General features: G+C 41.0%; 17 protein-coding genes. 13 read left to right on the plus strand and 4 right to left on the minus strand.

Features of this window, described 5'->3' with window-relative positions:
* Positions 1-2 precede the first annotated feature (2 nt).
* From LBYS_RS16105 to LBYS_RS16150, 10 genes are all read left to right on the plus strand, one after another.
* Positions 3-560, plus strand: coding sequence for an NADH-quinone oxidoreductase subunit B (locus LBYS_RS16105; RefSeq protein ID WP_013409909.1), 558 nt, complete (start codon positions 3-5; stop codon positions 558-560).
* Positions 550-1,050, plus strand: coding sequence for an NADH-quinone oxidoreductase subunit C (locus tag LBYS_RS16110; RefSeq protein ID WP_013409910.1), 501 nt, complete (start codon positions 550-552; stop codon positions 1,048-1,050). The genes LBYS_RS16105 and LBYS_RS16110 overlap by 11 nt, the downstream gene beginning before the upstream one ends.
* The gene (gene nuoD, locus LBYS_RS16115; RefSeq protein WP_013409911.1) at positions 1,047-2,282 is read left to right on the plus strand and encodes an NADH dehydrogenase (quinone) subunit D; all 1,236 of its coding nucleotides are present in this window, start codon (positions 1,047-1,049) and stop codon (positions 2,280-2,282) included. The genes LBYS_RS16110 and nuoD overlap by 4 nt, the downstream gene beginning before the upstream one ends.
* A gap of 4 nt (positions 2,283-2,286) precedes the next feature.
* Entirely contained in the window at positions 2,287-2,772 is a 486-nt protein-coding gene (locus LBYS_RS16120) for an NADH-quinone oxidoreductase subunit NuoE family protein (RefSeq protein ID WP_013409912.1), read from the plus strand.
* Between the two features lies 1 nt (position 2,773).
* The gene (gene nuoF / locus LBYS_RS16125; protein ID WP_013409913.1) at positions 2,774-4,114 is read left to right on the plus strand and encodes an NADH-quinone oxidoreductase subunit NuoF; all 1,341 of its coding nucleotides are present in this window, start codon (positions 2,774-2,776) and stop codon (positions 4,112-4,114) included.
* Between the two features lie 16 nt (positions 4,115-4,130).
* On the plus strand, positions 4,131-5,219 hold the full coding sequence (locus tag LBYS_RS16130; protein WP_013409914.1) for an NADH-quinone oxidoreductase subunit G: 1,089 nt from the start codon (positions 4,131-4,133) through the stop codon (positions 5,217-5,219).
* Positions 5,219-6,355 (plus strand): NADH-quinone oxidoreductase subunit NuoH, encoded by a 1,137-nt coding sequence (nuoH, locus tag LBYS_RS16135; RefSeq protein WP_013409915.1) that lies wholly within the window; start codon positions 5,219-5,221, stop codon positions 6,353-6,355. The genes LBYS_RS16130 and nuoH overlap by 1 nt, the downstream gene beginning before the upstream one ends.
* A gap of 5 nt (positions 6,356-6,360) precedes the next feature.
* Positions 6,361-6,912 carry a NuoI/complex I 23 kDa subunit family protein gene (locus LBYS_RS16140; RefSeq protein ID WP_013409916.1) on the plus strand — a complete coding sequence of 184 codons (552 nt, stop codon included), beginning with the start codon at positions 6,361-6,363 and terminating at the stop codon, positions 6,910-6,912.
* Between the two features lie 7 nt (positions 6,913-6,919).
* Entirely contained in the window at positions 6,920-7,456 is a 537-nt protein-coding gene (locus tag LBYS_RS16145) for an NADH-quinone oxidoreductase subunit J family protein (protein ID WP_013409917.1), read from the plus strand.
* 79 nt (positions 7,457-7,535) lie between these two features.
* On the plus strand, positions 7,536-8,051 hold the full coding sequence (locus tag LBYS_RS16150) for a gamma carbonic anhydrase family protein (RefSeq protein ID WP_013409918.1): 516 nt from the start codon (positions 7,536-7,538) through the stop codon (positions 8,049-8,051).
* Here LBYS_RS16150 and LBYS_RS16155 read toward each other — a convergent pair.
* Genes LBYS_RS16155 through gldD form a run of 4 tightly spaced genes read right to left on the minus strand, consistent with a single transcriptional unit; the run spans position 8,041 to position 10,357 of the window.
* Positions 8,041-8,745: a carboxypeptidase-like regulatory domain-containing protein gene (locus LBYS_RS16155; protein ID WP_013409919.1), complete on the minus strand. Its 705-nt coding sequence runs from the start codon at positions 8,743-8,745 to the stop codon at positions 8,041-8,043. The genes LBYS_RS16150 and LBYS_RS16155 overlap by 11 nt on opposite strands.
* Positions 8,742-9,581: a phosphatidate cytidylyltransferase gene (locus tag LBYS_RS16160; RefSeq protein WP_013409920.1), complete on the minus strand. Its 840-nt coding sequence runs from the start codon at positions 9,579-9,581 to the stop codon at positions 8,742-8,744. The genes LBYS_RS16155 and LBYS_RS16160 overlap by 4 nt, the downstream gene beginning before the upstream one ends.
* Entirely contained in the window at positions 9,568-9,783 is a 216-nt protein-coding gene (locus LBYS_RS16165; protein ID WP_013409921.1) for a putative signal transducing protein, read from the minus strand. The genes LBYS_RS16160 and LBYS_RS16165 overlap by 14 nt, the downstream gene beginning before the upstream one ends.
* 1 nt (position 9,784) lies before the next feature.
* Positions 9,785-10,357, minus strand: coding sequence for a gliding motility lipoprotein GldD (gldD, locus tag LBYS_RS16170; protein WP_013409922.1), 573 nt, complete (start codon positions 10,355-10,357; stop codon positions 9,785-9,787).
* Positions 10,358-10,452: 95 nt separating this feature from the next.
* On the opposite strand from gldD, the gene LBYS_RS16175 reads away from it, so the two are divergent.
* The 3 genes from LBYS_RS16175 to LBYS_RS16185 all read left to right on the plus strand — a co-directional run bounded on the left by LBYS_RS16175 (position 10,453) and on the right by LBYS_RS16185 (position 14,692).
* Complete coding sequence (locus tag LBYS_RS16175; protein ID WP_013409923.1) at positions 10,453-12,312, plus strand: ABC-F family ATP-binding cassette domain-containing protein; 1,860 nt, start codon at positions 10,453-10,455, stop codon at positions 12,310-12,312.
* 93 nt (positions 12,313-12,405) lie between these two features.
* The gene (locus tag LBYS_RS16180; RefSeq protein WP_013409924.1) at positions 12,406-13,602 is read left to right on the plus strand and encodes an MFS transporter; all 1,197 of its coding nucleotides are present in this window, start codon (positions 12,406-12,408) and stop codon (positions 13,600-13,602) included.
* A 25-nt stretch (positions 13,603-13,627) separates the two neighbouring features.
* On the plus strand, positions 13,628-14,692 hold the full coding sequence (locus tag LBYS_RS16185; protein ID WP_013409925.1) for a hypothetical protein: 1,065 nt from the start codon (positions 13,628-13,630) through the stop codon (positions 14,690-14,692).
* Positions 14,693-14,720 lie beyond the last annotated feature (28 nt).

Here is a 14,720-nt window from a genome sequence, read left to right on the forward strand (position 1 = left end):
TTATGAGCAGTGTTAAAATGGCAGATGCGCCTCCAGGATATGAAGGCCCGGGATTTTTTGCCACTTCCTTAGATAAAGTTATTGGATTAGCGCGGAGTCACTCTTTGTGGCCTCTGCCTTTTGCTACTTCCTGTTGTGGTATTGAGTTTATGGCCACCATGGGAGCTCATTACGATATCTCGCGTTTTGGTGCGGAGCGTCCAAGTTTCTCTCCTAGGCAGTCAGATGTATTATTAGTAATGGGTACCATAGCTAAGAAAATGGCTCCGGTAGTGAAACAAGTTTATTTGCAAATGGCAGAACCTCGCTGGGTGATTGCCGTGGGTGCTTGTGCTTCATCCGGAGGAATTTTTGATACCTATTCTGTACTTCAAGGTATAGATCGTGTAATACCTGTTGACGTGTACGTACCTGGCTGTCCTCCGCGTCCTGAACAGATTTTGGATGGTTTGATGCAGGTGCAGGAACTGGCTAAGAATGAGTCTCTGCGTCGTAGAAATAGTGAAGAATACAGAGCTTTATTAGAATCCTATAATATCCTAGAAAAGAATGATCAATAATCAGACTCTGGTAGAAGAAATCAGTGGACAATTCGGTGAGAAGGTACGTGGGTTTGAAGAAAATTCAGGTATACTGTCCTTTGTAGCCTCACCGGAGGATCTTTTGGATATCGTTTCTTTCTTGAAAGAACACCCGGTTCTTAAATTCAACTTCCTTACGGATATCACCGGAATACATTTTCCGGATAATGAAGGAGCAGAATTTTGCTCTCTTTATATGTTACACAGTTGGGAAAACAGAATCAGAGTTAGAATCCGCGTTTTCCTTTCGAAAGATAACTTAGAAGTTCCATCCTTAACTCCTATATTCAAAGGAGCGGACTGGATGGAAAGAGAGGCTTTTGATTTCTATGGAATAATATATACGGGACATCCTAACCTGAAACGCATATTGAATATGGAAGATATGGATTATCATCCAATGAGAAAGGAATATGCATTGGAAGATCCTACCCGTAGGGATAAAATTGATGACTTGTTTGGACGATGAATAATAGCATAGTAGCACGTACACAAGAAGAGGCATTGGCCTTGAATATACCCATTCAAGAGGAGAATAATTATACTACTCTGAACCTTGGGCCTACTCACCCTGCCACTCATGGGATTTTCCAGAACATCCTGACTATGGATGGTGAGAGAATCGTGTCGAGTGAAATGACGGTAGGGTATATTCACAGAGCTTTTGAAAAGATAGCTGAAAGAAGACCTTTCTATCAGATCACCACCCTTACTGACCGTATGAACTATTGTTCATCTCCGATCAATAATATGGGATGGCACATGACGGTGGAGAAGTTGCTAGGCATCACCGTTCCCAAAAGAGCTCAGTATATCCGTGTGATCATGATGGAATTAGCGAGGATCGCTGACCATTTGATATGTTCTTCTATCATGGGTGTAGATACGGGAGCATTCTCCGGTTTCTTGTATGTAATGCAGGAGAGGGAAAAGATCTATGAGATCTATGAGGAGATGTGTGGAGCTCGTTTGACTACGAATATGGGTAGAATTGGTGGTATGGAGAGAGATCTTTCGCCTACCGCTATCAAGAAGATTAAAGATTTGGTTTATAATTCCTTACCAAAGGTTTTTGCTGAATTTGAATCTTTGTTTGACAGAAACAGAATATTTAGAGATAGAACCATAGGAGTGGGACCTGTTAGTCAGGAAATGGCCATGTCTTATGGTTTCACGGGTCCTAACTTGCGTGCCACAGGTATTGATTATGACGTAAGGGTAATGGAGCCGTATTCTTCGTACGAAGATTTTGAGTTTGAGATCCCTGTTGGACATAACGGTGATACTTACGATAGATACAAGGTTAGAAATGCAGAGGTATGGGAGAGTATAAAGATCATTCGTCAGGCTATTGAAAACCTTCCGGAGGGTGATTATCATGCGAATGAGAATCATTATTACTTGCCTCCAAAACAAGCCGTATATCAAAACATGGAAGCCCTGATCTATCACTTCAAGATAGTTATGGGTGAGATAGATGCTCCTGTAGGTGAAGTGTACCATGCAGTAGAGGGCGGTAATGGAGAATTAGGTTTCTATCTGGTTTCAGATGGAGGAAGAACGCCTTATCGTTTGCATTTTAGAAGACCATGTTTCATTTATTATCAGGCTTTCGGTGAGCTGATAAAAGGAGGTACAGTCTCTGATGCCATTCCTATTATGAGTAGTTTGAACGTTATCGCCGGAGAATTAGACGCCTAAGATTATGGAGAATATAGCATTTACTGAAGATAACTGGGCGAAAGCTCAAGAGATCATAGCCAGATATCCGGAAGGAAGACAGAAATCTGCCTTGTTGCCTTTGTTGCATTTGGCACAAGAACAGCACGGTTGGGTTAGTCCGGCTGTGATGGATTATATAGCGGAAATCTTGAAGATCCAACCCGTAGAAGTGTATGAAGTAGCCACGTTTTATACCATGTTCCATTTGGAACCGGTAGGTAAACATGTAATTGAGTACTGTAGAACAGGTCCTTGTTGTACAGTAGGAGGAGAAGAGGTTTACGATCATCTTAAGGAGCGATTGGGAATTGCTTCTAATCAAACTACTTCTGATGGTTTATTCACTTTGAAAGAAGTAGAATGTCTGGCCGCCTGTGGCTGGGGACCTTGTTTCCAGATTAAAGAGAAATTCTTTATGCAATTAGATAAGGCTAAAGTAGATCAAATCATTGACGAATTGAGCAAGTAATATGGGATTAAAGATTCTTACCGAGCATATACATATTCCGGGAATTAACACTTTTGAAGTTTACCGGAAGCATGGAGGATACAGCGCCGTAGAAAAGGCTTTAAAAACCATGAGTCCGGATGAGGTGGTGGAAGAAGTGAAGAAATCCGGAATCAGAGGTAGAGGTGGTGCCGGTTTTCCCATGGGGATGAAATGGTCATTCTTAGCAAAACCGGAAGGTGTGCCAAGATATTTGGTATGTAACGGGGACGAATCAGAACCCGGAACCTTTAAGGACCATTACTTGATGAAGAATATTCCTCACCTCCTGATTGAAGGGATGATTGTTTCCAGCTTCGCTCTGGGTGCAAATAAATCTTTCATCTATGTTAGAGGAGAGTTAATGTATGTCATCCGTATCCTTGAAAAAGCTATTGAAGAGGCCAAAGCTGCCGGCTTCTTAGGTAAAAATATTTTGGGTACAGGTTATGATTTAGAATTGGTTGTTCAACCTGGTGGTGGAGCTTATATCTGTGGAGAAGAAACGGCTCTTTTGGAATCTCTAGAAGGGAAACGTGGTAATCCTAGAAATAAACCTCCTTTCCCTGCGGTTAAAGGTTTATATGAAAGTCCTACGGTTGTAAATAACGTAGAGTCAATCGCCAATACTCCATGGATTGTGAATAATGGAGGCGATGCTTATGCATCTATAGGTATAGGTAGAAGTACAGGTACTAAATTGATTTCTGCTTCCGGTAATGTGAAGAAGCCGGGGGTTTATGAGATTGAGTTAGGTGTACCGGTAGAAGAGTTTATCTATTCTGATGAGTATCTCGGTGGAATCAGAGATGGCCATTATCTGAAAGCTGTAGTAGCCGGAGGTTCCTCTGTGCCTATTTTGCCGGCAAATTTGATCTTGAAAACGGCAGGGGGTGAACAGCGTCTTATGACGTATGAATCATTGTCGGACGGTGGATTCGCCACAGGTACCATGTTAGGTTCCGGCGGATTTATAGTGATGGATGAAACCAACTGTATTGTTCGTAATACTTGGAATTTCTCCAGATTCTATCACCATGAATCTTGCGGACAATGTTCTCCTTGTAGAGAAGGTACGGGGTGGTTAGAAAAAGTATTGTATAGAATAGAACACGGCCAAGGAAACGAAAGAGATATTGACCTTCTTGTGGACGTAGCGAAGAGGATAGAGGGAAATACCATTTGTCCGCTAGGTGATGCAGCTGCATGGCCGGTAGGTAGCGCCATTCGTCATTTCCGTGACGAGTTTGAATGGCACATAAAAAATCCGTCAGAAGCTACCCGTAAAGGGGCAGTATACATGCCGGAAAATGTTTTAGCTTAAAAATTTTGAAGAGATTATGGATGCTCCGCAATTGATAAAAGTAACCATAGACGGAAGAGAAATACAAGTGCCTGTAGGTACAACTATTTTGGAAGCTGCCAGACAAATTGGTCCGGATGTAGCTCCTCCGGCCATGTGTTATTATAAGCCGCTTAAAGGTTCCGGTGGTAAATGTAGAGCTTGTTTAGTGAAGGTGACTCAAGGTTCCGAGAAGGATCCACGTCCTATGCCTAAACTGGTGGCTTCATGTATTACAGGGGTTCAAGACGGTATGGTCGTTGAGAACTTCACGAACCCGGATGTGGTGAATGCCAGAAAAGGCATCGTAGAATTCTTATTGATCAATCACCCTCTGGATTGTCCGGTTTGTGATCAGGCCGGTGAATGCCATTTACAGGATTTTGCCTATGAAAATGGACTTGCTACTACTCGCTATGAGGAAGAGAGAAGAACCTTTGAGCGTGAAGATATAGGTGATAAGATCCAGTTGCACATGAATCGCTGTATCTTGTGTTATCGCTGTGTTTATACGGCTAACCAGATTACGGATCAAAGGGTACATGGGGTAATGTACAGGGGTGATCATGCGGAGATCAGTACTTATATTAACAAGGCTATCGATAATGATTTCTCAGGTAACGTTATTGACGTTTGTCCTGTGGGTGCATTGACAGATAAAACCTACCGTTTCAAAAGCAGAGTATGGTTCTCAAAACCGGTAGATGCACATCGTGATTGCGATAAATGCTGTGGAAAGGTTAATCTTTGGTACAAAGGGGATGAGGTGATCCGTGTCACTGCACGTAAGAACCAGTGGGGAGAAGTGGAGGATTTCATTTGTAATACCTGTAGATTTGATAAAAAGAATACTTCCGACTGGGTAATAGAAGGACCTACCAAAGTTTCTCGTGCTTCAGTGATTTCTGCTAACAAGTATGGTAAGGATGTCATTAAAAAGACTCCATATGGCTTGCAACATGCAGCACTTAACTTCAAGCAGATTGATGACGCTAGGGAGTATAATAAGGATTTGAAGGAAATTGCTCAATCAGAGGATTACAAAGCGCTGATGGAGAAAAACGAGGCTTATTTTTCTAAGAAATAATGGATTCAATTTTACTAATAAAAGGAATTATCATCTTAGTGATCTTTGCACTAAGTTTAGGAATAGCCGCATATGAAACGTACTTTGAACGTGTAGTTGCTGCCTTTATTCAAGATAGGGTAGGTCCGGACAGGGCTGGGCCTTATGGAATTTTCCAGCCCTTAGCTGATGCCGGGAAACTTTTCTTTAAAGAAGATTTTGTGCCCTCAATGGCTGATAAATGGCTGTTTATCATAGGACCGGGTATAGCCATGTTTACTGCATTGATGAGCAGCGCCGTTATACCGTTTGGGGATACCCTGAAGATTGGTGAACATCTTGTTCCTATCCAAGGTATGGATGTGAACATTGGTGTTTTATGGGTGTTTGGTGTAGTGGCCTTAGGAGTGTATGGAATGCTGATCGGTGGATGGGCATCAAATAACAAATACTCCCTATATGGTGCTATTCGTGCTGCATCTCAAGCTATTTCTTATGAGATCGCATTGGGACTTTGTTTACTTGCCGTTATTCTGGTAACAGGTTCTCTTTCGTTGAGAGAGATTGCTAATAATCAACATGGCATAAACTGGAATGTGTTCTATCAGCCGGTTGGCTTTATCTTATTCTTCGTTTGTGCTCTTGCAGAATGTAACCGTACTCCATTTGACTTACCTGAAGCAGAAGCGGAATTAGTAGTAGGTTATATGACGGAATACGGTTCCATGAAGATGGGTCTTTACATGTTCGCTGAATACGTTAACATGTTTATTTCATCTACTATCATGGCTACACTCTATTTTGGAGCGTACAACTATCCCGGCATGGATTGGGTAAGAGAATTTTTGATCGCCAAAATGGGTGATGTAAGCGGTCATAATGTGGCTACTTTGATCGGTACTGCCGTATTATTCCTGAAGATCTTTATGTTTATCTTCATTTTCATGTGGATTCGCTGGACACTACCTCGTTTTAAATACGAACAATTGATGAAATTAGGCTGGCAATGGATGGTTCCATTAGCTATGGTGAACTTGGTAGTTATGGCAGTAGCCACTTTGACAGGTAAAACCCTGTTAGTAGCATGGTTAGGTATGGGAGGCTTCTTGCTGATCTACTTTACCGGTAGAAGTATGTACGAAAAACGTTTTAATTGAGCCGTATGCAGTTAACTAATAGAGCGAAGAAGACGGATAAGTCCGACTTGAATGTGGTGGAAAAAACCTACCTTCCCGGAGTATTTAAAGGGATGGCCATTACATTAAAACATTTCTTTTCTCCTAAGCCGACCATTCGTTATCCGGAGCAAAAAAGATATTTAGGGCCGGTGTTTCGTGGCCACCATATTCTCAAAAGGGATGAGCAAGGTAGAGAACGTTGTACGGCTTGTGGACTATGTGCTGTAGCCTGTCCTGCGGAAGCTATCTCCATGGTAGCCGCAGAGCGTGTAAAAGGCGAAGAGCATTTGTATAGAGAAGAGAAGTATGCCGCGGCATACGAGATTAATATGCTTCGTTGTATCTTCTGTGGGCTTTGTGAAGAAGCTTGTCCAAAACAGGCCATCTATCTGCGCCATGATAAATTTGTTCCTGTATTCACCGGAAGAGAAGATGTCATTTATGGCAAAGACCAGTTAGTAGAAGATATGAACGAAAGATACAATAGAGAGGCTTGGACAAAAGAAGAGATGGCCAAACTTTGGGATAAACAATAATCAGACTATGGAGTTTTTTAAGAATATAGCAATGGTGGAGTGGGTATTCTATTTCTTTGCAGTACTTGCTCTTTGTGGGGCTTTGGGCACTATCCTGTCTAAGAAACCAATGCACAGTGTAATTGCCCTAATTATCACCTTCTTTTCTTTGTCAGGAATTTATGTTTTGCTTAATGCTCAGTTTTTAGCTGTAGTTAACATCATTGTTTATGCCGGTGCCATCATGGTTCTTTTCTTGTTTGTGATTATGTTTCTTAATCTTAGACAAGAAAGTAATGAACTTCGTAACACTCCTATGATCCTGGCTGCTACCATTTCTGGATTAATTTTGGTGTTAATGCTCGTTGCCGTATACAGAAAGGCCTATTTTGCTCCTGTAAATCCGGTTACTTTTAGAGCTGAGACAGGTATGATAGAAAACCTCGGTACTTTATTGTACCGTCATTATATGCTACCTTTTGAATTGGTTTCTGTATTGTTCCTAGTAGCAATATCCGGAGCTATCTTGATCGGTAAACGTGAAAAAGGTGGAAGACACTTCTAAGATTTGTTCTTCAGAAAATTCTTAAGGGAAGGGTAAAACCTTCCCTTTTTGTTTAAATTGCTTTTAAAAATATTTGACTATGGCATTGTTTCTTCCGGTACAGGGAAAGAGTCCTGAGTATGGTGAAAATTGTTGGTTTGCTCCGAATGCTACCGTGGTAGGTGATGTAAGTATGGGGAAGGATTGTACCGTGTGGTTTAATGCGGTGATACGCGGCGATGTGAACAAGATCGTCATGGGAGATAGGGTGAATATCCAGGATGGTGCAGTAATCCATTGCACGTACAAAAAAACAGAAACGAGGATTGGAAATTATGTTAGCATAGCACATAATGCTATAGTTCACGGTTGTACCATAGAGGATGAGGTATTGATAGGTATGGGAGCCATCATTATGGATGGTGCTCATATAGGTAAGAATGCCATTGTAGGGGCAGGTGCTATAGTGACACAAAACACGGTGGTGCCTCCTGGAACAGTTTGGGCGGGTAACCCTGCAAAATACATTAAAGATGTTAGTCCGGAACTAGCTGAAGTGTTTATGCGTACAGCAAATAATTATGTGATGTACGCAGATTGGTTCGCTAATCCTTAGTCTTTGCGCGGAAGATTTCACTCCTGACATCTTTTTCGTCAGGGGTGACGGTGCTGGTGTTTAAGCCTTTTAGGAGATTTCCGTTTTTGACACTCTTAATAAAGTTGACCCAACTGCCCGCATTTGCCAGAGGATTTAGGGTAGTAAATCGTGAGTTTTGGGCATGATTATATTGCTGTTCTAAAGCATATCTGTAGTTACCCATGGAGCTCATTGGCATAGACATGGCAATGGACCTCAGGGTGTTACTACCTAAATTCTTTTCTATAATCTTTCTTTCTTCTTCATTAGGGGTTTCCATGGATAGGAAAGCTAATTTGAATTCCTCTTCGGTACGGAAAGGATATACTTTTACCTCTTTAAGCCATTTGTTGTCTATATTCAGTTCTACCACCGCAGAGTACGACAACCCTGTTCCTTTAGGTATAATGTGATACTGTGGCTTGAATCCTAGGAAGGAAAAGACTATAGAGTCGCCGGGGAAAACGTCTAAGATGAAATATCCTTTGCTATTGGTTTGAACACCTTTGCCCGCCCTGTGATTGATCACGTATGCGCCTACCATGGGTTCATCTGTATTACCATCTATGACAAAGCCGGAGAAGGTAATAAACTTCTGCTCCCCTTGAGCAAATACGGTGGAAACTGCGCTAAGGGATAGTAAAAGGATTAGGGTAAAGATCAGGCGTCTCAAAACAGCTTCTCAAAAATTTTAATAAATGTAACTATAAATGGCATGGATAGCAAAAGTCCGTCAAAACGGTCCAGAAATCCTCCATGTCCAGGTATAATACTACCGGAATCTTTGATTTCTATACTGCGTTTAAAGAGAGATTCTACTAAATCACCTAGGGTTCCCGCTACCACTATGATCCCCGCTATGGACATCCATTGCCATAATGGTAAACTTTCGGTAAACTTCCAATAGAAAAACGAGGTGATAAGGGCGAATATTGCACCCCCAAAGAATCCTTCCCAGGTCTTTTTTGGAGAGATTCTCTCAAATAATTTTCTCTTCCCAAAGTATTTTCCAGAAAAGTAAGCCGCTACATCAAAGCTCCATAAGATTAATAAAGTACCTAATGGAAGCAGAGGGAGGAAATTGCCTCTCCAGAAAGTCATCTCCACGAGCAAAGCGAAAGGCAAGGCCACATAGATTATACCCAAGTATGTATACCCGAGATTAGCAAAAGGGTGCTTGTCTCTCTTTCGATATAGTTTAATAAAGAAAGGCAAAGTCAAAAAAGGTACCACTATGTAATAAAACTCAGGTGGGGCCGTGTAGGTTTCTATGAGGTAAGTAAGAAGCACGATTAATGTGCCGCAAAACGTCCCATAACTTTTCAAGGGTAAATTTCCCTGTAACATAATGAGGCGATATAACTCATATTGAGTCAAAGCCGTCAATGCCAAGACCAGGAACAGGAAAGATAAGGGATGATAAAATATTAAAAAAATAACGATTGGCGCTCCGATCAGGGCGGCAACTATTCTTTGGGTTAAATTTGACCGGTTTCTAAGGTTCTTCATTCAAACTAATATCTTCAATATACTTCAAGGCCTCCTCCGCTTGTTCTTCCGGAACATGGATGGCTATTGGCCCTAAGACGGGAAAATTTCCGTCAATCTTGTCCAAAATAACTGCATTAATGCCTTTGTTGATTAATTCATTTTTGATCAATTCAGTACGTATGCGGTCATTTGAGTTATACACGGTGGTCCAGTTTCCCATGTTATTTCCATTTTAAGGTTTCAAGAATATGTCGTGCGTCTACTTTCAAATATTCCACTACAGGTTTTAATGAGTCTGTCAGTGTAGCTTCATTCAAATATACGGCTCCTCTGAGAAAATGTCTAGAAGTGTCTGTACTATAAAATTGATAGTGACTAGGTACTTCTCCGTCTATTTCTATAGCAACAGCCGTTCTTCCGTTTTTCAGTTGCACTATAAATTCCTTTTGAGCCAAAGCCTTGATGTGATGTTTAGACGCTAATTTATAGGCATCCATTACATGTTCATCTAGCTTCTTTAAATCTCCCCTGAGTGGTTTATAAGTAAACTGTATAAAAGCGTTTAATGAAGGATATTTCACTAAAATCCAATACGGCTCCGCACCGGGAGTTTTATCCGGCACTACCTCAGCGGAAGTAGAATATTCAAAAGCATATGGATAGTCCCCCTTCAAGTTTTGATAGGCATGCTCAGGGAACTCTATCCTGGCATATCCTTTAGGTTTCTGAAAATATACTTGCTCTTCAGAACCACAACTTACCAAACCTAAAATAAGGACAAACAGATACTTCATTCCTACAAATATAGGGTTCAATTCTTATAATTTAAACGAAGAAACAAGAGAAACATTGGCTTGGAATACCATGGGTATTCCCGTATTTTTACGGTATGAATTACTTATCGGTGGAGAACCTGGGCAGGAACCTGGGTGAAAGGTGGTTGTTTAGAGACCTGACATTTGGTATCTTACAAGGTGAAAAGGTGGCTTTAATAGGGAGCAACGGAAGTGGGAAATCTTCCCTTATGGACGTATTAGCAGGGAAAGTCCCACCAGATGCCGGTATTGTAAGTATTCGAAAAGAAATCAAAGTGGGATATCTGCATCAAAACCCTGACTTCAATGATGCTCATACCGTTTTAGAGGTTCTTTTTACTTCCGACAATGAAATAACTCAGGCCATTCGCCAATATGAGAAAGCCAATGAATCCGGTGATGCCGAGGCCATTTCTCATTACGCAGAAGTGCTCACCCGATTGAACGGTTGGGACTACGAAGCGAAAGTAAAGCAAATCTTAGGTAAACTTGGAATTCATGATTTTGATAAAAGGATAGGGGAATTATCCGGAGGACAAAAGAAAAGGGTCTTTTTAGCTAAAGTGCTTATTGACGAACCGGATTTCCTTATTCTGGATGAGCCTACGAACCATTTGGATCTTGAAACCATAGAATGGCTGGAATCTTACCTTTCTGCCAGTACCATGACCTTGTTCTTGGTGACTCACGATAGATATTTCCTGGATAAGGTGTGCAATAGAATCATGGAATTAAATCAATCCAAGATCTATAAGTACCAAGGTAATTATGCCTATTATCTCGAAAAGAAAGCAGAGAGGGAGGAAATTGCTGCGACTGTCCTTGAGAAAGACAGAAACCTCTTAAAGAAGGAGTTAGAATGGATGCGAAGGCAGCCTAAAGCCCGTACCCATAAAGCACAGTACAGGATTGAAGCTTTCCATGATTTGAAGGAGAGGGCAGCAGGTCCCAAAAAGGAAGATAAGTTAGAGCTTAGCATGAAGACCGAACGCATGGGGAATAAGATCATGGAGATCCAACATGTAAGCAAAGGCTTCAACGGCACCACCTTCATTAAGGAATTTTCCTATACCTTCAAGAAAGGAGATAGAATAGGCATAGTGGGTAAAAACGGCTTGGGTAAATCCACTTTGCTTAGCTTAATTACTGAAGAGATTAAGCCCGATATGGGTAAAATAGTGAAGGGTGAGACCATTAAAATTGGGTACTATAAGCAGGAAGGCCTAGTTTTCAGCCCTGATCAAAAGGTCATAGAAAGTGTTAGAGAAAAGGCAGACTATATAAAAATGGCTGATGGCAGGGAGATCAGTGCTTCGGCATTTCTTACCTTATTCCTGTTCCCTCCGGAGGTTCAATATAGTCCCATTTCTAAACTTTCAGGTGGAGAAAGAAGGAGATTGCAGTTGCTTAAAGTCTTGGTTGAAAATCCCAATTTCCTTATTCTCGATGAGCCTACCAATGACCTAGATATAGCTACCCTGAATGTATTGGAAGACTTTCTGGCAGGTTACGGTGGGTGTCTTCTGGTAGTTTCTCACGATCGTTATTTCTTAGACCGACTGGTAGATCACACTTTTGCTTTTGAAGGTGACGGATATATAAGAGATTATCCCGGTAATTACACGGATTATAGAAATTGGGCTGATGAACAAGCTAAGGAGCTGAAAAAGGCACCTAAAGTAGTGGAGGTGAAGAAACCGAGTGCTAGTGCTGAGACCAAGAGAAAACTTTCTTTCAAAGAAAAGATGGAATTTGAGGCCTTGGAAAAAGAGATCCCGGAATTGGAAAAGGAAAAGGAGGAGTTGTCCCAACTTTTATCTGGAGGCTTGACTGATTTTGAGGAGATTGCAAAGGTTTCTGCTCGTTTAGAGGAACTGGTTTCAGCCCTAGAGGAGAAGGAAATGAGATGGCTGGAATTGAGTGAATTTGCTTAAATCATATTAGCATTCCAATAAGTTTTAGAACTGTAGAAGGAATCAAAAGTGAGGAGGGAACAAATGGACTTGGCTTGCACGTAATTTTGTATTATGAAGAAGAGTCTGATATCCCTTGCTTTTGGTTCTTTTGCTATAGGAATGACGGAGTTTACCATGATGGGTATTCTTCCGGATATAGCAAAAGATTTAAATATTGATATTCCTACGGCCGGTCATTTGATCGCTATATATGCGCTAGGTGTAGTTATTGGTGCTCCCATTTTGGTTCTGTTTACTGCCAAATATCCCCCTAAAAAGGTTCTTCTAAGTTTGATGTTCCTTTTCTTGGTGTTCAATGGGCTTTTTGCAGTGGCTCCTCATTATGTGACCTTGATGTTAACCCGATTCATGGCTGGATTACCGCATGGAGCTTTCTTTGGGGTAGGTTCAGTGGTAGCTACTCGACTAGCAGATAAGGGTAAAGAGGCTCAATCCATAGCGGTGATGTTCACCGGTATGACTATTGCTAATCTCTTAGGTGTGCCGCTTGGAACCTATTTAGGGCACGAGTATTCCTGGAGGATGACTTATTTTTTGATCAGCCTTTGTGGGGCAGCTACCATGTTAGCTATTTATTTTTGGTTACCCGCTTTAGCCACATCTTTTCAAGGTAAAGTGGTGAAACAATTGAATTACTTCAAATCTCCTTTGGCCTGGATCCTAATTGCTATGATCTCTGTAGGTACAGGCGGTTTATTTGCTTGGATGAGTTATATCGCACCTTTGATGACTGAAGTTGCCGGTTTAACTTCTAAGGAACTGCCTATCATTATGGTTTTAGTGGGATTAGGAATGGTTGTAGGTAATCTGTTAGGAGGCAAATTAGCGGATAATACCACCCCTATCAAAGCTTCTATTCTTTGCTTCCTTTCTATGGCAGTTTGTCTTTTGTTGGTTTACTTCACTATACATATCCCTTACACTGCTTACTTCTGGGCTTTTGTTACAGGTATGATTTCCTTTACTCTGGGTTCACCTTTACAGATGGTATTGATTCATTCTGCAAAGGGTTATGAGACTATAGCAGCTGCAGGTGGTCAAGCCAGCTTCAATTTGGGGAATACATTTGGTGCTTATTTTGGTGGTCTTCCTATTGTTTATGGATTTGCCTATAATTCTCCTTTGTTAGTAGGGGTTATATTAGCCTTAGGTGGTGTGGGAATAGCTTGTTATGTGGCATACAGTGGAATTTTACTTCCAAATGAGATGGCGAAAAAAGAAGAAGAACTTTGTGCAGTAGAATGTTAACTGCTTATCTTTCGAGAAAACTTTTATGCGAACTCTTTTATTGCTGTTACTATCCTTTTCTGCTTTCGCCCAAACGGATTTTTTTGAGAAGTACTATCCTCTCATAGATCAAGCAGAAGAGGCATTCATTAATGAGGAGTACAATAGTGCCATTTTATTCTATGAATCAGCGTTCAAAGAAGTAGAGAAGCCTTTAGCCAGAGATATCTACAATGCCATTGTGTGCTATTACATGGCAGGAAATATTGATTCAGCAAAGCCTTTGCTTTTACAGTTAGCATCCAAAGGGATAGATCCTCAGATCATAGAGTCTCAATCTGTTTTTGATGTTTCTACAATACGAGAAGCCTGGCAAGGTTTTAAACCTATTTACCTTCAGGTTTATCAAATGTTCACTCCGGATAAGGATGTGTTAACGGATGGACTTATCTCTAAGATACAGGAGGAAATGGACAAGGTCAGGGATCTTCACCAAAAACTTCCTGACGTTTATTTTGAGGAGGAAGGAAAGCCTACCTTAGAAGAGGTAAAGAAGATCAAGGAGATTGAAGCTCAGATGGATGAGCTTTATCTGGAAATCTCTGTGGCATCAGCAGATTATATTTTAGTGAATGGTTTTCCAAAGGAATTTCAATATGGAATCGTAAGTGAAGACCTGGGTATGGACGCCCTAAGAAACTTTTTAAGCAATATTGGTTTCTACAATCAGCTACAGAAGGCTGCTTCAATGGATAAATTCTCTGCAGAGAAATTGAAGACGCTGAAAGAAAAGCTTATAGAGGAAGTAGGAAAGGGTAGTATTCATAGAGATTACGTTTGGGATTTACTAAGTGGTGATGCCAAACTTGAATTTGTAAGAGTAGTGCTTCCTGAGACGGAAGAATGCGAGAGTACCTATGTAAAACCACGAAATGGTGAGGATTTGTTCTCCTTTGAAAATGAGGAGCTACTCATAGCTAAGGCTCATTATTACTTGTTTAAAAATCTATATTTCCTGATGTCTGACCTGGCTACTTCTGAGGATATAGAACTAGCATCCTGTAAAGATATTTCTCCTGATTGGATTCCTGTGAATAGACCTGTGGAGTAGGAAATTTATTCCGAGATAGTAAAAGATT

Source organism: Leadbetterella byssophila DSM 17132 (genome assembly GCF_000166395.1).
Taxonomy (GTDB): Bacteria; Bacteroidota; Bacteroidia; order Cytophagales; family Spirosomataceae; genus Leadbetterella; species Leadbetterella byssophila.